This window comes from Pedobacter sp. AC190, assembly GCF_979258025.1.
In genome coordinates, this window is sequence record NZ_OZ409824.1 from 4,946,716 (window position 1) to 4,966,306 (window position 19,591).

Genomic DNA, 19,591 nt, shown 5'->3' on the forward strand with positions numbered 1-19,591 from the left:
TATTTCATGTTATAACTGTAGTAAGGACAAGCCTATCTACTAATGTGTTTGAAATTTGATTCCTCAAATTTACTCCAGTTCCACGCAAGTGAACATCCACTTTTCTGGATTATTCCAGTTTTTACCTGCGAAGTTCCCTATGGGAACTTTAACTAAAATTGTATTCCAGCCTCTGTTAAATCTCACCAATGCTGGTATTCGATATTCATAGCCTTCGTCCATAAGTGGAATTTCAAGGTTCCCCTTTTGTCCTGCGTGTAGCCAATTGGGCGGTGGAATAAGCTCACCATTAACCCAGATTTGAGATTGGTGGTTATCCCATTGTCCTGCTGGAGGTGTATCTACAGCCTGCGATCTGGAGAAGTTATTGAAGCCAATCCAGAATTTTTTGACAGTATCCTGCTCCGACCACACTTTTCGGGTAGCATACCAGGTTGTATTCTCCTTTGGGTCTTTTAAAACACCTTTTATTTTAGGTGCCCACCAATGGCGGAGAATGATTGTACCTCCTAATACTGTTTGTGAAACTTGGCTACCTAGATCAGAATTTTCCAGCTCGGGGTCAAATTTCTCCCTAAGGTTTGCATTATTTTCATAAGGCCCGTAAAGCTGCCATTTTAATTCGCTTTGTTTTAAATAAGGAAAAGGGAGTTCGGTAAAAAAAACCTTTTTATGATCCATCAAACGTTTTTCGAACGCTTTGAAATCATCGAGTGCCTGCTTTCCATTCAAATCAATGTTTGCAACCCAGTCTTTATATCCGTTTCCCACCCAGCTTCGTTCTGCGAAGGCTAGCATGGCTGGATAAACCCCATTCATATTGATTAAATCTTCTTGCTTCTCCACTGCTCTATCTGGCCAAAGGCAGAGCGTTGCGCCCAGCGCCTGCTGATCACTCTGATTTACCCCGCATAGCTGCCTGTTAAAAATAGTAACTACGCTTTCCATCGGATCCATGTGATTTAAATACAGATGACGAGAATCAATATATTGGATTTTAACTTTATTAGCCGTCACCGCCGCATCGTCCATCCAGAGTTGCCGGATCGTCGATTCGTCAAAATTCCCTCCGGGTTCCCATCCGATAACTTTCTTGTTTGAGGATTTAAGGAAGGCAGAAATAGCAGGAAGAAAGTTCTTATTAGTAATTTTAACTTCGTCAGCGCCAATATGGATATACGGAAAATCATATGTATCACTAATCTCCCTTAAAATATTTTTAACAATCACCAGTCCTGAATCGCTTTGCATATCGGTTTTCATCGCTTTTCTAAAAGCTGCGCTATGTCCTGGCACATCAATCTCAGGAACCACAAGTATATGGCGCATTTTGCAATAGTTTATCAGGTCTTTTATTTCACTCACCGTATAATACATACCTTTGTTTCTTTCCATAAACTCTGGCTGGGTTAATTCCGGATAGCGTTTGATTTCAAGGCGCCACGCAATATCTTCTGTCAAATGCAAGTGAAATACGTTTAATTTATAAAACGCCATTTTATCAATCTGTTGTTTTAGCAAAGCAACGGACTGATAATTACGACCAACGTCCACCATGTATCCCCTCCATTTAAATGCTGGACTATCCTGAATATCAATTGCTCCCACATAATAACCATCACGTGCCAGCTGAGCTAAAGTTTGTATGCCGTAATAAACGCCAGCTTTTCCATCTGAACTGATGATGATTTCCTGAGAAGAAACGCGGAGGCTGTAGGCTTCCAAGTCATTGATTTCTGGCTTAGTCTTTACGATTTCAAGACTTATCGAGGGAACTCTATGATCTCGCTTGCCTTTAATAAGTTTGACCGCGATTCCAGCAATGCTCAATTGCTGCCTAAGTGACTCTGCCTCATTCAGAAGTGAATCGGCATTATAATATATGGTCTTAACCTGAAAAAGTGGGAACAGACCTGTAGACTTAACAATCCTCTTTGGCATGGGGATCAATTCCGGCTCTGATTCCAGCTCATAAACATAAGGATGGATTAGATGTTTCCATAAGGCATATCCAGTCCCTTTGAGATGTAAACCATCATTTGTAAACTCTCTTTTTAACTTTCCGCTCTTATCAGAAAAATAAGAGTGGAGATCAACGAATACAAAGGCGGATTTTTCGGCTTCCTTGGAGAGCTCAGTATTTAATTTAAGTATAGAATCCCCTTTATTTGTATGCCCGCTAAAAGTCTTAAAATCATTATTTACAGGTAACAAAGTTTGCACAAAAATCTTAGTAGCATTTGAGTTTTGCTTTATATATCTAACAATCAATTTGATGTTTGACAATAAGCCTTCCACTGATATGTTTCTTGCTAGGTCATTTATGCCAATCATCAGGAAAATTTTTGCTGGCCGATGTCTCACTATCTCTGGTAAACGGTTAATCACACCCGCACTCGTCTCGCCACTAATGCCAAAATTTAATGTATTGGTGCCATTAAAAAGTGTTGCCCACTCCGCTCCATCTGTTAAGCTATCACCAATAAAAAGTATGCTTTTTTGCGTTATTGGAAGCATTTGAAATTGAGTGCTTTTTTGCCAGTAATAGGTCGGAAAAGTAACCTGCGGATAAGAAGGCAGAACAACCTGTGCAAATCCGGTAACTGAAAAAACAAGTAACAACAGTGCTAGTGAATATTTTAACATTTCATTATCGTTATTGGTTAATAACCCAGACCTTGCAGTAATTGCGCACAATACCATTCCTGGCGGGGAAGATGAAAAGGCCCTTTGAACATGTTTCCTTTAGCCGTTTGTGCTAGTGAACCGTCCCTGTGTAAATACCCAAACCACTCTCCATTTTCTTTATCGTGGAATTTTTCATAGGAATAATTATGAACGAGTTTATGCCAGCGAGCATACTTTTCATCACCAGTTAAGGTGTAGGCAAGTAAGGTTGCAATTATCGTTTCATTGTGCGGCCACCAGAATTTCATATCCTGCCAGTATTCCTGTACAGGCTTGTCATATACATCCTTAAAATATAGAATTCCACCATGCTGCTTATCCCAGCCACGTTCCCACATATAATCCAGCATTTTGCAACCAAGCGCGATTAGCTCGGGATCATTATTACGGTATTTAGCTTCATGTAGAATGAACCAGGCGCCTTCGATTGCATGCCCCGGGTTTAATGTCCTTCCATCAATATGATCAACTATCGACCCATCGGGCGCCACCTGTTCCATCACACATTTTATATCATCCTTGACGAAGTCATTTTTTATTTCTTCTATCCAAATAGAGATCCACTCATCACAACGCGGATCGCCAATGGTCTCTCTTAATTGCTGGGCGGTATTCATCATAATCATCGGCACACCTATTCCTTTTGTAGGCCGGGTTTTGGTAAATTTTGCCGGCAACAAGCCAGGAGTGGTTGAATACTCAATACACTTTCCAAATAAATACCTCGTCTTCTCGGCCGCTTGCTCATCGCCACTGGCTTTGGCATAGGCGGCATTGGCAATGACAGCAAAGGTTTCCGAAAAATAGTATCGCCTTTTACGAATCGGTTGCCCACTGCGGGTAACGTGGAAAAACATCTGCCCATCGGCATCAAAACCATACTTGTTTAAGAAATCGATACCAGACTTTGCCCAATCGAGCCATTCTTTTCTATGTTCAACCGTATTGCAAAGTGTAGAAAGCAACCATGCGCCCCGGCCTTGGATCCAAACAGCCTTATCATCATCGATTAAGCTTCCATCAGCATCCCTCATAAAAAGATAACCACCATATTCTTCATCAATCGACCTGGGAAACCAAAATGTTATCGTATTATTTAATAATTGATTTTTATAAAATAAAGAAAGACCTTTCAGTTCTTCGCTTGTGTAACTCATAATAATTTAATTTATAGTAATGGAAAATGTTGAAGCTGGAAGACCAGCCTCATTAACTAAATTCGCTCTAGTAAATGGTTGCCAGGCGTATAAAACCCTTGCTATTGTCACACCAGCAGGAACCGCTAAATGAACTGTATTTTTTAAAACACTCGCTTTTACGGTAAGGTGATTCCCTTTTTCATCCTCAATCTCGAAGCCTTGTAAAACCAAACCACCACTAGGTTTTAATCCTTTAGCATCATTAAAAGTGATGATAATGGTGTTTTCCTTTTTGATGGCCTTTAGCGCTACCGGGCCAGAGGCTATAATATTATGATGATAGGTATTCTTTAAGGCCAGCAAAGCCAATCGCTCGCCAACTTCCTTTTTATGAGTAGGATGAACATTCAGGGAATCGCCTAAATCAGAACTCACCGCCATTGCAATATTGGGAATAACGGATTGCATTTTTCGCTGCGCATCTCTAAAATAAGGCCAAGAGGGCCGATCGATGGCAGAAAGCTGAACATAATAAAATGGAAAATCAGCATTCCATTTGTCACGCCAGCTTTTAACCAAAATTGGGAACTCATGGTTAAAAAGTTCTACATTATGTGCATTGCTCTCGCCCTGATACCAGATTATCCCTTTAATGGGGAAATCCGTTAAATTTGCAATGCCTGCTTCGTAATTATAAGCCGGTTCGTAAGGATGCCTTTGTTTTGAGTTGGTCGCATTTTTTAGATTTAGATCTGCCCTGCCCCTGGCCCAATCCTGAATAAAATCAGATTTCCGCCAGTTACCTAATATATCAACAAGTAAATCATCGTGCTCAATTGTTCCTCTATCCATCCAGGATTCAAGTGTAGACCCACCGACAGCCATTTGAATTAAACCCACCGGGATATTTTCTTCCATAGCTAGTTTTTCTCCAAAATAATAAGCAACGGCCGAAAAATCGGCTAGGGATGACTGATCCAGTTCAGCCCAAGTCCCTGAAAAATAATTCAGTGCATTTATACTATCCAATATTGGTTTACCCCACGATATATTATCGGTTTCAGCCAGAGAATTATATTTTAAAAGTCTAATTGGAAGTTTTTTATCTAAAGTTTTTAAAGTCGCTTTGCCAGTGGCTGAGGATTTTAAAGGAAAAGCCATGTTTGACTGCCCGGAGCAGAGCCATATATCTCCGATCAGCACATCGTTTAATAAAACTGTATTTTGATTACTGGTTACTTTAATTTGATAAGGTCCGCCAAATTTCATCGCAGGAAACTCAACTTTCCATTTCCCGTTGAAGTCAGTTTCAGTGTGAAGGTTAATATTATTAAACTGTACTTCGATCCGATCGCCTGCATTCGCCGTTCCATAAACTGGGATTGGTAGATCACGTTGCAATACCATGTGATTGGAAAATATTTTATTCAATTTAAAGCCATCGAAATTGCCCGATAAATGTTCAAAGACGGTTTTAGCTATAATGCCTGCACCCGTAATATCGGGATGCAGGTTATCTGCAAATAGGTCTGGACGATTACCCAGCCTGGCATGAAGATCGATCAGTTCAAACTGGTTTGCTTTGGCAACCTGCCCTATTTTATCCTGAATTTGCCAATACCAATCTCGGGTTCCGGATTTAAACCTCGGATGTCCGCTAAATATGGGTGAAAGCTTGCAGATATAAATTTTAAGCTTAGGGTTTCCCTGCTTTAAACTATCAATAAGCCACTGGTAGTCCGAGCTAAATTCATCCTTATAATTTGGCCAGTTTCTCGGATCGGTATCATTTAAACCAAGAGCGATAATGGCGATATCAGCATGAAAAATTAATGCATCGGTAAATTCCTTGTTCTTATAATAAGGATTATGGCCTTTTTTTAAAAGCGTTGCGCCACTATGTCCAAAATTACCAACCTGATATTTATCCCCCAAAAGCTGTTGTAACTTTGAGGGGTAAGCATCTAATTTTGGATTGGCTAACAAATAACCTGCTGTTACGGAGTTTCCGATACAGGCAACTTTTATTTTTTGCGAATGCGCATTATTGCTAATCAAAAAGCTTAAGCAAATAATTAATCTGAAAACAATTTTCATTTTAATTTATTTAACGATCTCATTTACCGGAATACGAACAAAATATAAGTCTTTAGCACCTTCGTAAAAAAAACCAACTGTTTTATCATCAACCATAGTCAATGAAGAATAACCATAAAACCTGCGCTCATCTATCAAAAGTTCATTTTTTTTAATCCAGCTTTCGCCCAAATCCAAACTTGCTTTAATTGTTAAGTTATAACGGTCAGACTGGGTATTATCATTTCCGAAAAACACAACATCTTTTTGTTTGCCCTTAATGCTAACCTTTGCTTTGATGAAACTGGCCATGCAAACCGGATCCTGCAATGCCTTATATGAAGTATGGTGTTCGGTCCAGGTTTTACCCATATCCGTTGTAGTTGCCACGCTTCTGTAACGCCCTCGGTTATCCCGCATATTTAGCATCAGTGTGCCTTGTACAGTCTCTATAAGCTGCGCCTCGGTAGTGTTCGATTTTGGACCGTCCTCTGTTTTCCAGGTTTTACCATGGTCGGCACTATACACCAATGTGGAGTGCGGCATTGCATTTTCATCCCAATATTGAGCGGCAAAAACGATCTTACCATTTGCCATGGCAATACCACTGCCCGGGCCGTTAAAAAACAGGTTCCATTTCGGATTTTTAGTGGTCGATGTTATATTTTTGGGCGATGACCAGGTCAGTCCATCATCATCACTACTGACCAGTACCATTTGCCCGGTAACATCTTCGGATAAACCTGGTCTTGAACCTGCGATAGAACGATTTCCTTTACTCCACAATGCAATTACCCATATTTTTTTTGTAGCAGGATCGAAAAGTACGGCAGGATCTCCAATACCATTATTTTCATTTGGTTCGCCCATATCCATTATAACTTTCATTGGCTCCCAGGTTTTTCCTCCATTAGTGCTTCTACTCAAGCCAACATCAATATTTCCAGGCAGATCTTTTGAGTTTTGATAACGAATATCATATACTGCGATAAGCGATCCCTTATCAGTTGTCGCTATACCAGGTATCCGATAAGTATTCACCCCATTATCTCCTGCCCTTAGCACAGCAACGCCTATTCTTTTAATATATCCATCACTTTCTTCTATTACTTCATATTTTTTTGAGTCAGCATCTTCTACTTGGCTAACATGGAATTCGATTTTGGAGTCGATATCTGCAGTTTCTTTAAGTTTCGCACTAAGCCATAGATAGTTTACGCCAGGTTTTAACTTCAAATTAATTGGCAAATTCAGCTTTGAAGAAGTAGGATTGACGGAAGCCTGTTTATTCTTGGTTGCAAAAAACGGCTCATTTTCTGTAAAAAAAACATCAATCTTTTCAATCGATTTTAGTCCGTCCGGGTTTAATATGGAAGAAATATTCTTAAAAGATATCTCCTTTTCGCCAGCAGGAACATAAATCCGTAATGAAAGTAATTCGTTTGACTCCATTCCCTTCAGCACAGGTATCACGGGTGAAGATGCGGTAATTGTTATACCAACGGATGAAAAAGTCCTCAATGTAAATAGTGTAAATACAATAAGTAAGCCTAAGCTCATTTTTATTTGTTTCATGTTTTTTTTTGTTGATTTAAGCATCTTCAAAATCATTAAATTTGGGACGGAGAAAATATAGTTGGATTATTAATGCGATGAAGACAATGATGGATAGCATGGCAAAATCTTTACCCAAACTACCCGAATCAGTCGATTTCCCTAATAAATCTGTTATGAAGGCACCTGCGAAGACACCAGTCATATTCATTATTCCATAGGCTGTAGCCCTGGATTTTGGCGAAATAAACTGACAAAGTATTGGCATATTATTCGCATCGAACATGCCAAAGCCTACTCCGAAACATACTGCCGCTCCTACCACATGGAATAAAGAGTGCCCAAAACCAATTAACAACAGTGAGGGAATGGTTAGGCTTAGGCCAATTGCACTGGTATAAATACGTCCTTTAAGGTTTTTTTGCACCCATTTATCAGATAAAATACCACCGGAGATAACGCCAATAAATGAGGAGAATGCTATTGTTATTGTTGATAATGGGCCAGCTTGCTCCATTGGCAAATTTAAATTTTGGGCAAATAAAGTTGGTAGCCAATTTTTTACGCCCCAACCTGGCAGACTTGGAATGGCAAAATAGAATAAGATGATCCAAAAAGAAATGTTGCTAAACAGCAATGCCAGCGCTTTAAAAACCGGCACTTTTGGTGTAATCAAAATTTTATCTGATGTAATTTCTTTTACAGTATTTTTTTTATCCTTTAAAAAGAATACCAGGACAATTGCATAGGCAATACCAACGAAGCCAAAAGAATGAAATGTGATCTGCCAGGAAAACCTAGATGCAATTGTGGCTCCAAAACCACCAAGGGCCTGCCCCATGTAAAGTCCAGTCATGTGGATGCCAATGGCCAAAGATCTGGTTTTCGAGCTGTGGTAATCTGCAATCAAGGATAAACCTGCGGGAATATACAACGCTTCACTAACACCCATTAATGCCCTTAACCAATAAATTTGATTAAAAGTTGTGGCATAACCCATTAAAAAGGTGACAAGTGACCAAACCATTAAACTGCCAACAATTAACCACTTTCGATTTAATTTATCCGCGATTATCCCAGATATAGGGCTCATTAATCCGTAAATCCAAAGAAATATAGCCATCAGGTAGCCAAAATTTGTTGCTGATTTTAACTCTGAAATATCCATCTGCATGGCGGGCTTCATGGTCGAAAGCATTTGGCGGTCCATATAATTAAGCAGGGCCACAAACCAAAGCAAACCAACAACCACCCATGTGTATCTGTTTGAATTTTTCATTGTATAAATTTCATTTTACCACGTAAAATATTCGGGGTTCTTACCCCCGCCTTAATTTCCCCTCCCGCTATAAATACATTATCATTAAAAAGGTTCGCATTCACCGTAACCGTGCCGTAAGGCATTTCATTTTTCAACAATGTCCACGTCTTACCAAACAAATTATATTTCAAAACTTTTCTGCTAAAACCAGGATGGGAGGATTGAACCTCTATTTTTTTCTTATTTAAAACTTCTTTTTTTTGCGCATCCCTCTCCTGCTCCATAGCAATTATTAGTTTCTCTGCTTTATTAAATGTTTCTCCTACATCCCCGCTAAAAATCAAAATATCATCTCCATTAATAATACCTGAAGCAGCAGAAAGTGGAAAGGGGAGCGTTGGCATTTCCTTCCAAAAATTCTTTTTAATATCGTAGGCGTGAAAGGCATTATATATTTCACTAACCTGTTCAACTTTTTTGCATCTGCCACCAATAAGATAAACCTGACCAGTCTTTTCATCACCCAACAGAACAGCGTGAGAAGTGGCTAGCGGTAAATTTGACAAAGTTTTCCAGCCTTGAGCAGGATCTTTTAAATCCAGGGATAGAAACTCATCCCTGGCGCCAGAAGGTACCTCGCCACCAGATATATAAAGAATATTCCGAACTACTGTAAGAGATGCATTTGTCACTCCAAATGGTAAATCTGGCAAATATTCTATGCCTAAAATTTCTTCTTGTTGCTTCCATTTCAGTAAAAGTACTTTTTTGCTCAAGCCCAACTCATTCTCTCCGCCAGCTACAACAATACCTTCTTTAGTATTACAATTTGCTGCATAGGCTAGTTTAAAAGGTAATTTATAGCTAACGACTGATGGCGTTAAAGTTTTTTTTGAGTTGATATTTGGATAAACAATAGCATTATCGTAAGACTTTTTAGATCCACCAAGCCATGGCATTTTATCAGGAAAGTTTGTTCCTCCTGCAACAATAAGGGCATCGTTATGAATCCCTGAAATTGCTCCAGCTAATCCGATAGATTTAACCTGGTGTAATGCGGGGGGAATCGATGCCACGATTTTCCAATCGATAAGATCAACCGTGCGGTTCTGAGCCATTAATACTGGCGATAAAATTGAAGTTAACAATAAAGTAAGGTATATGGTTCTCATTAAAATTAATTAAAACACTTTTTATCCTGGGCCCAATAAGTGAGCCTTATGCGTATCGGTTGGTTAAGCTTTTGAGCGAAAATCTTCAAATTCAAGCGCATGTACGTCGTCTGAAAAATCCGGAAACTGTTCTGAATTCATATTTCTTACTGGAAGGCGGAAATGCCCACAATCCATATCTATCAATTTCATGTAAGCTTTTCCTGTTGCTATCCCTCCATACTTCCCCAACAAGCGAATAAAATCGATTGACTTTTGTTGAAACATGGCGGCAGTTTTGAAGTCATTTTTTTCAAATGCAGCAATAAGCTGGTGATAAACCGGTGCTAGGTAGTTAAAAGTACTGCCAACGGATGCTTTGGCCCCCAGAACCAACGCAGATAGCATATTTTCATCCCTTCCCCATAGCATATCGTATCGGCCATTGTCAAAATTCATGCAGGAAAGAAAATCCATAAAATCTTCATGCGTATATTTTACACCAGCAAAGTTTTCAATCCCTTTAACCTCTGCTAAAAGGTCAATCATTGCTATGTTCGCCCCTGTTAATACTGGAATATGATAATAATAAAATGGCATTTGAGGAACTTCGGCGGCAATTTCTGCACAAATTTCTGCTAATACCGCAGCATTAGCGGGTTTGAAATAAGACGGGGCTGTAAATGAAACAGCATATAAACCAATAGATTGTGCATGGCGAGCTAGAACTTTACAATCTTGAATACACGTTCCGCCTAACAAAGTCATCACTTTAAAATCAGCATCTTGGTTTGTTGCATCTGCCCAAGCTTCTGCTACGAGCATTTTTTCTTCTTTAGTTAAAGATACACCTTCTCCGGTTGAACCGCAAATGAATGCGCCAGTGACCTCATTGCTTTTTAATAATTTGTAGTACGAAGGGATTAGTTCCAGGTTCAGTTTACCATTAGAATCAAAAGGGGTAAAAGGAGCGGCAATTAACCCTTCAAGTGGTTTGAAGTTCATTTCTATGAATTAAGTTTTATTAATATTTTTTTTTGTAAAAAATTGATTCAGAATTATGTCGTAAATAAGAAATCTGATAACTATTCTTTGTTTTTGATAACAAATATTACAGACTGTAAAGATTAATTTTCACAGTCTGTAATAGCACCTAGGTTTTAGGCAACCTATTTTGGTTTAGTAGTAGTATAACCTGGTGTTTGATTAACCAATGGATCATTAGTCCATATTCCTGGTTCAATTGGCCAAAGAATTTTATATCCTTGAGTTGCTTTATCTAAAACACCATATTTATGACCAGCGGATTTAAATACCAATGGCTCACTTCCGAATTTCATCCTTCGCAAATCATACCATCTCTTACCTTCGAATACAAATTCTTTACTTCTTTCAGAAAAGATTGCTAACTCATTTGCATCCTTAGTACCATTTACAAATGGTGTTGGATCAACAGCTGGAGAAAAAGCTCTATCTCTAATTGATTTAATATATGAAGAAGGATCTGCCCCTTCCGCATTGGCAATTTCAGCAAGCATTAATACTCTATCTGCCTCACGGTAAACCGGCCAATCATCTGTAAAATACTTTTTATTTGTAGTTGTAGCGGGATCTGGGCCAATAAATTTAACTAATGCAGTATTTCTTATAGTTGGTACTCTTGGTGTAACAGCAGTATTAACCTTATAATAATCATAAAAAGTTGCATCTCTCCTATTATCTGTTACTTGATAAGTTTGAAACAACTCAAAAGTATATGCATAACGCTGTATAACTTGTTGAGAATTTGTCAATGCTAATTTTAATGGATCAATTAAAAAATTTCCTACACCAGCAGTTGCTAATGAATCTTTATAATGCTGCCCATCAAAATTGAAGGTAGAATATGTAAATGCACCAATATTAGGCATTTCAGCTTCACCTACTGCATATCGAACTGCAAAAATAATTTCTGCGTTATTTTTAGTTTTGAAAACATTTGCAAAACTAGCCGCAGTACCTGTCAATAAGCTTGATCCTGTAACCGCATTAAGAGCAGTTTTTGCTTCGGCTAAATCTGCAGTTGCACCATAAACTTTGGCAGACCATAAGTAAACTTCTCCTTTTAGCATTAATGATGCATTTGGCGACCAAAGAGTTTTATCTGAACTGCTTATACCACTATATAAACTTACAGATTTATTAATATCGGCTTTAATTGTAGCTAATACTTCAGCTTCTGTAGCTCTGGCTTTACGCAATTCAATAGGATCAGTTTTACCATTCGAAACCTCTGGTTCTAAACGAATTGGAACACCTCCATAAGTACGCAACAGGTGGAAGTAATAATATGCTCTTAACCCGTAAGCCTGGCCTAAAAATGCTTTTTTTCTTGCATCAGAAAGAAATGAAATTGCTTCAACTCTCTGAATAAACAAATTAATTTGCAACAACGGACCATAAAAACCTGCCCAACTACCTACACCAGTCGAAATTTCTGAAAGGTCCTGTTGTATAATAGGGAGTTCATTCAGAGAGGTGTTTTGTCTATCAACATTACTAAAACTTCCGCCCCGCATTTCACCTAAACGTTCGAACTGGAATTGATTGTTTCTAAACTGGTTATGTATGCCAGCCATGAAATTATTTACTTGTGCTTCATTTTGCCAAAAGTTTCCATCTCCAAAGTAATCCTCTGGTGTTAGATCTAATGCTTTCTTGCAGGACATGGTACTTATTATCAGCGTAAATACCAATGCTATATATTTTAACTTATTCATAATAATTCTTTTAAAAGGTTAAGTTAGCGCCAAAAACAAGTTGAGTAGGAATTGTGTAAGCACTATTTTGTGAACCAGTACGTTCAGGTAAGTTAAGTTGCTTATTGGTTATATAACCCAAATTTTGTCCTGTAACTGTGAATGTTAAGGCTGATATCCTTGCTCTTTTAAGTAAGTTGGGTGGAATTGTATAACTTAACGATACTTCTCTAAAGTTCAGATAACTGGAATTTACCCAAAACATATCACTTGGTCTATCAAAATTCTTTGCATTTAATTGATCGGCCCATGTGTATCTTGGAAGTGAAGCATTAGGATTTTGAGGAGTCCAAGTATCTTTAACAGCTTCGGTTGCGTTAAACTCCCCTTGAAAACTTCCTAAAGCCCACATTTGCATAAAGTCCATTTGTTTAAACCCAATTGCAAAATCTAAACGTGCGAATAAACTTAAGCCTTTCCACGAAACCGAGGTAGTAATACCGCCCGTCCAACGAGGTAAAGTATTCCCCAATTTAACCATGTCTCTGGTATCGATAGTGTCATTTTGATCAATATCCTTCCATCTCGCATCACCTAGTTGGGTTGCGATAAATGTTGGAGCAGCAGCATTTGGATTTAAATTTTTGCTGGCAATCAACGCCTGACTGGCTACTTTTTTTCCTGCAGAAGCACCATACCATACTTGTCCAGCAGCTAAATCTACTTTATTGTAAGCAGCAAGGTCAGCAGAATTTCTTATAATACCATCTTGAACAAAACCATATATTGCACCCGGCTCCTGTCCTTCCTGAAGTCCTCCTACCCAAATCAGACGATTTGTTGCTGGATCGTATATTTGTTGTCCCCCTTGTCTATTGTTTTCATTTCCGTTGTAAGGAAGTTTAATTACTTTATTCTTATTCCAAGAAGCGTTTGCTCCAACTTCCCATTTTACTGCGCTTTTCTGTAAAATTTTATAATTTGCTTCTAATTCTACACCCGTATTCCTAAAGCTTCCATTATTTGTACGTATCTGCGAAACACCTGAAGAAGTTGGCGTTTGTACGAAAGTGAGCTTATCTGATGTAATTCTATTGTAAGCTGCTGCACTAGCAGTTAACCTGTTGTTAAAAAAGCCCATATCAAAACCAGCCTCTAAAGTTTTACTTATTTCTGGTGTTAACTTTGGATTTGCAGGCGTATTTAAGAAACCAATAACTCCGTTGTAAGCACTTTGAGGTCCATAAGCACCTTGTAATTCATATAAGCCAATAGCGTTTGAAGTTCCAATTCCAATATTTCCACTTTTACCATAACTTGCTCTTACTTTTAAGAAAGATAACCAGTTTTTAGTAGACTCCATAAAATTTTCTTTTGAAGCAACCCACCCCACAGAACCAGCAGGGAATATACCATATTGATTATCTCCGATTAATCTTGAAAAACCATCTCTTCTAGCAGTGATCGAAGCTAGATATTTGCCATCCCAATCGTAATTTACACTCGCAAATTGCGACATAATGCGTTCTCTTTGATGATAAGAATCAATACTTCTTGCACCGATACCAGAGACATCGTTAACCGTTAAACCAAGGTCTTGAAAATCATCTGTAGGAGCTAATTTCCCGCTTGCAGAAAGTCCTTTAGCATAAGCATCAAAGTATTCTGCACCAACTAAGGCATTTATATTATTTTTACCAAACTGTTTTTTATAATTAAGGACAGCATTGTAAGTTTGATTTGTTGTACGACCAAAAGATGCAGCCGATGCGCGATCTCTGTTCCATCCTGTAGCAGAATTGGTTAAACTCATAATACCTGTTCTATAATCTTTATTAAAGCTTTCATAAAAGCCTTCATCATAAAACAAAACACCTTTTACCCTAAGAAATAAATCTTTAGTAAAATTCACTTTTAAAGCTTGACTAAAGGTAAATTTGTCTGTTTGATTATTTACTTTATACTTATCAATATTAATTATTGGATTACCGTCACTGGCATCACGACCTAAAATTAAATCGCCATTTTCGTTTGTACCACGCATAGTTGGAGGTGCGGAAAGCATACGTCCCCAATAATTACTCTCACCATTTGTAAGCGATTGATCCCTCCAATTGGCTCTAATAAATTGCACACTACTTTCTGATTTTAACCAATCTTTAATATTATAATCGCCATTAACGGTAAAATTTAAACGACGATAAAATGTAGCTAGAGAAAGTCCTCCTTCATTATAATATCCTAAAGTAGCGTAATATGCACCTTTCTCATTTCCACCACTCATGCTAACATTATAGTCTTGAGTAAGTGAACTTTTTTTCAAACCATAATCTCCATAGTTAAAGTCTTTATAGAGTAAATCAGCATAAGTTCCATTTGGATCATAATTTCCAGCAGCATTTGTAGGTACTGCATCTTTCATGGTTTTCCAACCTGGTTTACCTACCAATTCCTGGTTAATAGAGTTTAATCGCATTGTACTCCAAATAGCAGCACTATTATAATTACCATCTAATATATTACTTGCAGCATCTTTGTATAAGTTACCAGTACTTCTGGGTCCTACAGCAGATAATGCTGTGTTAGAAGCAACTGTACCCAATGTCCCATTCCTTATCGCTTCTACCACCCCTAAACGTGTCCAAGTAATATAGTCTTCCGCATTTAAAAATTTATAAGGGGTATTTAAATAATTTATTCCTGTTTGCGATTTTAATGAAATAGAGGAAGAACCTGCTTTACCCCTTTTTGATGTAATTAGAATAACACCATTGTTAGCTCTAGCACCATAAATAGCTGTAGCGGAGGCGTCCTTTAATACTTCAATACTTTCAATTTCTTCCGAATTGATGTCACTAAGAGAACCCCTAACCTGACCATCCATTAGAATTAATGGACTTCCACTTCCATCAAAGTTAGTTCCACCCCTTAAAGTGATACTGGCAGCAGACCCTGGTCTGCCTGTTGCTGTAGAAACTCTCAAGCCCGGAATTGTTCCAGCCAATGCTTGCGCAGGATTAGAGCGAACACCCGTTTCCAAAACCTTGGAATCTAATTTAGAGACTGAACCTGTTAATTTTGATTTTTTAATGGTGCTATAGCCCACTACCATTACTTCATCCAAATCTTTGTCATCCTCAACTAAGGATACATTGATGGTAGTACTAATACCCACTGTAACTTCTTTAGATGTAAAGCCCGTAATAGAAAACACAAGAACATCTCCACTTTTAGCTACGATTCTGTAGCTTCCATCATTACCGGCGGCAACAGCAGTTTTCGTGCCCTTTACGCTGACTGTTGCACTTGGAATGCCTGCTTTAGAGGCATCAGTAATTTTACCCGATATTGTACCGGACTGGGCAATAGCTGTAAGTGTAGTTAAGCATACAGCCATACTAAGTATAAAATACCTAGTGAATGATTGGTAAATTTCTTTCATTTTTAGTTATTAGGTTAGATTATGTTATACATAATAAATCGAAATAACATATTATTTTGTTTATTTGCAAATAATTAACTATTTATTTTTAAACCTTAAACTGTGGCTTTTACTATATTTGCTTCAATGAAGCATAAAAAGCCCCATTCGACTAATAATACATAATAATGGATTCCATACTTGATTTTAATAAAGTAGACACAAGTTCACTTGTTGACCGCGTTGAGGATAATCTTGTACAACTATTGCAAGAAAAAAAACTCAAAGTAGGCGATAGTATTCCAACGGAACTCGAACTTTGCAATATCTTAGGGGTAAGCCGCACCGTTGTACGAGAAGCACTGCTTCGCCTAAGAATGATGGGGTTAATAGATTCAAAGAAGAAAAAGGGCGCTGTCATCACCTCGCCAGATATTTTTGGTGTACTCAGCAAAAGCATGAATCCGCACATTCTGGATCAGGAAACACTTAAAGAAATTTTTGAAATTCGACTTGTCTTAGAAATTGGAATGGCAGATTTTATATATAATAAGATTACTGCTTCGGATATTAACGAATTAAAAGTAATTGTTGCCAATGAACCTGCTGGAGCAAGCGATTTCCTTTTTAATATTGATCACGAAATTGCTTTTCATGGCAAGCTGTATGAAATTACAGGCAATTCAACGCTTAAAAAGTTTCAGAATTTACTTTTGCCAATTTTTGACTATGTTAATAACAGTGGCTTATTGAAAAAGAATGCCAAGCTGCACAAATTTGTTTCTCATAAAGGTCTTGTTGATATTTTAGAAAATGGATCACCTGAAATCTTTCGCAATGCGATGAGAAATCATTTAGAGAATCATTTTGCCAGACTTTTTTCAAACGAATAGCATTTATATTTTTTAAATAAATTATTCGATAACTTATTTTAAGGTGGGCGCAGTTAAATAGCTTCCCCACCTTAAAGACTTGTATTTTATAGAGCACATAACTAATTTTATTCTTGGGTATTAATCGGCAGCCCTGTAAACCCGAACCCAATCCACTTCCATTACAAAAGGTAAATCTGCTTTATCAACACTTCCTGGCCAGCCCGCTCCTCCAGATTGATTTAATATTAAATAAAATGGCTTGTCAAATGGCCATTGTTTCGAACCACCGTCGGCATCTCGCTTATAGGTATATTGATGGACGCTATTTACATAGAAAGCTATCGAATCTTGCGTCCAGCTTACGCTGTAAGTGTTATACTCCCGCTCCTTGTAGGCGGCTTTATGGGTTGCAGAGCTTCCCCCTGCGCATCAGTTACATATCCATTGTGTATGGTTTGGTGAACAACGTTTTCTTGGTTGACATGCTCCATGATATCAATTTCGCCACTACCAGGCCAGTTCCCATATAAAGGATTTTCGGGCATCATCCAAATTGCCGGCCAAGACCCTTTGCCTTTATTAAATTTCGCCCTGACTTCAACCTTTCCATAAGTTAAATTAAATTTTTCTGAACTTTGTATTCCTCCCGAATGGTAAGGAATTTTATCGTCACTAATGCTTTGGTCATCCATTCGAAGAATCAGTTTTCCACCTTTTTGAAAAACATAATCAGCAGAGGGTGTTAAAAACTTTGCCCAGGCAGGATTGCCCCTAGGAGAAAAGGACCATTTACTTTCGTCAAACTTCCCTGATAAACTAAAGTGATCTGAAAAAATAAGCTTCCACTTTTGGTGATGATTCTCATTATTTACTTTTCTGGCACCATCCTTCACTGGGTTATTCAGTGATTGAGCCATTAAGCTAAAAGAAATCATAAAAATTAGCAAAACCGCTAATACTAGCTTTATAGATTTATTAATCATATTTTAAAATTCAAATTAATGGCCAAGAACTGGCCACCGAAAATTTGTCAGCTATTTTCATTTTATAATTAAAGTTTCTAAATTTCCTCAGCACTTGGTTAAATACTTTAAACGATGCCATACCAACAATAAAACGATTATTCGGGTCGCCGATATAATTTTTTACCAGCTTCACGAGTTATTTTCTGATCAGAATCGAGGTCAAAGATATAACTAAACTATAATTATTTATTATGTATGACAATAAAATATATGTATTATTGCTTCCTTAAGCTTATTTGAGATGATAATGATTGCTGATGGTGGCTCCACCAAAACTTCCTGGAACATTTTTAATGGCCAGGTTTTACAAAAAAGCTTTGAAACTGAAGGCTATAATCCCTTCTATGTTACGGAAGAGCACATCATAAAATCTTTAACATCCAGTTTTGGAGCAGACTTCAATTTTAAGGGGGTAAGTTCAGTTTTTTTCTATGGAGCTGGTTGTGAGGGTGATAAAGATTATATTTTGAAAAGTGCTCTAGCTGTTGTTTTTCCGAATGCGACATCGGAGGTACACTCTGATTTAATTGGCGCCGCAAAAGCTTTAGTTGGTGATGGTTCTGGAATGGTATCTATATTGGGGACTGGTATGAACACTGGTTTGATGAAGAATGGAATACTTTCCCAGCAGATTGATGGTTTAGGTTTTTATCTTGGAGATGAAGGAAGTGGTGGCTATTTAGGAAGAAAATTGCTTAAAAAATATGCAAGAACGGACTTATCGAAGGATATTTCTGAAAAATTCCAGACAACTTATGGTCTACTTCCTTCACAAGTTTTAAAGAATTTTTACGACCATCCCCTTCAAAATAAATATGCAGCATCATTTACAACATTCCTTTATGATCATCTTTATGATGAACAAATTGCAAGAATTGTAGAAGATGGTTTTAATGATTTTTTTAAAAATGTTATTACGCAGTATAAAAACTATGATCGTTATGATCTGAACTGTGTGGGTTCGGTTGCCTTTGTATTTCAGAATATTTTAAAAAATGCTGCCCAGTCTCATCATGTATCGCTTGGTAAAATTTTAAAATCACCAATGGATGGACTCAGCTCTTACCATTTCCCAGATTACTTTCCCAGCGGTGCTTAAAAAAGCTTAACCATTTGAAGCTCCCGTTATTATTCAGAAGCCACGCTGGGGGTTACGGTAAAAGTGGACACTGGCTTTCATCCATCGTGGCCCACCTTGTTCGGCCTTATTGTTCCCTAGATTTCGCTTGAAAGTGGTCACTCGGCTCATTTTAAGCGGCTTTAAGCTTCTGACAAGCGGGGGTGGATCACAACGGTTGTTTCGCCTAGAGAAATCGAAATGGAGATGCTCTAATAGCCTTATAATCAAAAATTATATTTCTTATTCTGATGTCTTTTTAAAAGTGAGCTGATTTGCTGTAAATCTTGTCCTGGAAGGCCGTTTTTCTTGCAAAACCATCTTCTGTGGAGGATTGGTTGATCAAATGCAGAAAAGATAGATTGGAAAATGAAAGGAAGGAATCTGGGAGGATCTAATATATTTGGCTCAGTCTTTACGATTCCATCAAGACCGGATGGTAAAAAGCGGGGTGTACAGTTTGGAATGAAAACGGGTGCACATTTTTAGCGAAATCCCAACCCAGGGCGGGTTTTGAAGAAATTTTTGTTGAAACAATTGCTGATG

The 19,591-nt window shown here is 37.9% G+C and carries 13 protein-coding genes; 2 read left to right on the plus strand and 11 right to left on the minus strand.

Annotation, left to right across the window (positions count from 1 at the left end; genetic code table 11):
• Positions 1-69 precede the first annotated feature (69 nt).
• The 9 genes from ACZZZI_RS21600 to ACZZZI_RS21640 all read right to left on the minus strand — a co-directional run bounded on the left by ACZZZI_RS21600 (position 70) and on the right by ACZZZI_RS21640 (position 16,049).
• The gene (locus ACZZZI_RS21600) at positions 70-2,646 is read right to left on the minus strand and encodes a family 20 glycosylhydrolase (protein WP_463491332.1); all 2,577 of its coding nucleotides are present in this window, start codon (positions 2,644-2,646) and stop codon (positions 70-72) included.
• 17 nt (positions 2,647-2,663) lie between these two features.
• Positions 2,664-3,845, minus strand: coding sequence for an AGE family epimerase/isomerase (locus ACZZZI_RS21605; protein ID WP_463491334.1), 1,182 nt, complete (start codon positions 3,843-3,845; stop codon positions 2,664-2,666).
• Positions 3,846-3,851: 6 nt separating this feature from the next.
• On the minus strand, positions 3,852-5,924 hold the full coding sequence (locus ACZZZI_RS21610; protein WP_344764125.1) for a GDSL-type esterase/lipase family protein: 2,073 nt from the start codon (positions 5,922-5,924) through the stop codon (positions 3,852-3,854).
• Between the two features lie 6 nt (positions 5,925-5,930).
• Positions 5,931-7,478 (minus strand): exo-alpha-sialidase, encoded by a 1,548-nt coding sequence (locus ACZZZI_RS21615; protein WP_463491336.1) that lies wholly within the window; start codon positions 7,476-7,478, stop codon positions 5,931-5,933.
• A 16-nt stretch (positions 7,479-7,494) separates the two neighbouring features.
• Positions 7,495-8,736, minus strand: a complete 1,242-nt coding sequence (locus ACZZZI_RS21620; RefSeq protein WP_463491338.1) for an MFS transporter — start codon at positions 8,734-8,736, stop codon at positions 7,495-7,497.
• The gene (locus tag ACZZZI_RS21625) at positions 8,733-9,890 is read right to left on the minus strand and encodes a tRNA wybutosine-synthesizing protein 4 beta-propeller domain-containing protein (RefSeq protein WP_463491340.1); all 1,158 of its coding nucleotides are present in this window, start codon (positions 9,888-9,890) and stop codon (positions 8,733-8,735) included. The genes ACZZZI_RS21620 and ACZZZI_RS21625 overlap by 4 nt, the downstream gene beginning before the upstream one ends.
• Before the next feature lie 63 nt (positions 9,891-9,953).
• Complete coding sequence (locus tag ACZZZI_RS21630; protein WP_316757027.1) at positions 9,954-10,874, minus strand: dihydrodipicolinate synthase family protein; 921 nt, start codon at positions 10,872-10,874, stop codon at positions 9,954-9,956.
• Between the two features lie 164 nt (positions 10,875-11,038).
• A complete protein-coding gene (locus tag ACZZZI_RS21635) occupies positions 11,039-12,628 on the minus strand; it encodes a RagB/SusD family nutrient uptake outer membrane protein (protein WP_316757025.1) in 1,590 nt (529 codons plus the stop codon).
• Between the two features lie 10 nt (positions 12,629-12,638).
• Entirely contained in the window at positions 12,639-16,049 is a 3,411-nt protein-coding gene (locus ACZZZI_RS21640) for a SusC/RagA family TonB-linked outer membrane protein (RefSeq protein WP_463491343.1), read from the minus strand.
• A gap of 167 nt (positions 16,050-16,216) precedes the next feature.
• On the opposite strand from ACZZZI_RS21640, the gene ACZZZI_RS21645 reads away from it, so the two are divergent.
• The gene (locus ACZZZI_RS21645; protein ID WP_344764136.1) at positions 16,217-16,921 is read left to right on the plus strand and encodes a FadR/GntR family transcriptional regulator; all 705 of its coding nucleotides are present in this window, start codon (positions 16,217-16,219) and stop codon (positions 16,919-16,921) included.
• Between the two features lie 120 nt (positions 16,922-17,041).
• On the opposite strand, the gene ACZZZI_RS21650 is transcribed toward ACZZZI_RS21645, so the two are convergent.
• A complete protein-coding gene (locus ACZZZI_RS21650; protein ID WP_463491812.1) occupies positions 17,042-17,245 on the minus strand; it encodes a hypothetical protein in 204 nt (67 codons plus the stop codon).
• Between the two features lie 17 nt (positions 17,246-17,262).
• The gene (locus ACZZZI_RS21655) at positions 17,263-17,886 is read right to left on the minus strand and encodes a glycoside hydrolase family 16 protein (protein ID WP_463491345.1); all 624 of its coding nucleotides are present in this window, start codon (positions 17,884-17,886) and stop codon (positions 17,263-17,265) included.
• Positions 17,887-18,169: 283 nt separating this feature from the next.
• Between ACZZZI_RS21655 and ACZZZI_RS21660 the strand changes: the two genes are divergently transcribed.
• Positions 18,170-19,027: an N-acetylglucosamine kinase gene (locus tag ACZZZI_RS21660; RefSeq protein ID WP_463491347.1), complete on the plus strand. Its 858-nt coding sequence runs from the start codon at positions 18,170-18,172 to the stop codon at positions 19,025-19,027.
• Positions 19,028-19,591: the final 564 nt, after the last annotated feature.

Coding starts and splice junctions, on each gene's coding strand:
- ACZZZI_RS21630 (WP_316757027.1), bottom strand. CDS start 10,874: ATGAACTTCAAACCACTTGAAGGGTTAATTGCCGCTCCTTTTACCCCT.
- ACZZZI_RS21660 (WP_463491347.1), top strand. CDS start 18,170: ATGATAATGATTGCTGATGGTGGCTCCACCAAAACTTCCTGGAACATT.
- ACZZZI_RS21605 (WP_463491334.1), bottom strand. CDS start 3,845: ATGAGTTACACAAGCGAAGAACTGAAAGGTCTTTCTTTATTTTATAAA.
- ACZZZI_RS21620 (WP_463491338.1), bottom strand. CDS start 8,736: ATGAAAAATTCAAACAGATACACATGGGTGGTTGTTGGTTTGCTTTGG.
- ACZZZI_RS21640 (WP_463491343.1), bottom strand. CDS start 16,049: ATGAAAGAAATTTACCAATCATTCACTAGGTATTTTATACTTAGTATG.
- ACZZZI_RS21635 (WP_316757025.1), bottom strand. CDS start 12,628: ATGAATAAGTTAAAATATATAGCATTGGTATTTACGCTGATAATAAGT.
- ACZZZI_RS21600 (WP_463491332.1), bottom strand. CDS start 2,646: ATGTTAAAATATTCACTAGCACTGTTGTTACTTGTTTTTTCAGTTACC.
- ACZZZI_RS21625 (WP_463491340.1), bottom strand. CDS start 9,890: ATGAGAACCATATACCTTACTTTATTGTTAACTTCAATTTTATCGCCA.
- ACZZZI_RS21615 (WP_463491336.1), bottom strand. CDS start 7,478: ATGAAACAAATAAAAATGAGCTTAGGCTTACTTATTGTATTTACACTA.
- ACZZZI_RS21655 (WP_463491345.1), bottom strand. CDS start 17,886: ATGATTAATAAATCTATAAAGCTAGTATTAGCGGTTTTGCTAATTTTT.
- ACZZZI_RS21645 (WP_344764136.1), top strand. CDS start 16,217: ATGGATTCCATACTTGATTTTAATAAAGTAGACACAAGTTCACTTGTT.
- ACZZZI_RS21610 (WP_344764125.1), bottom strand. CDS start 5,924: ATGAAAATTGTTTTCAGATTAATTATTTGCTTAAGCTTTTTGATTAGC.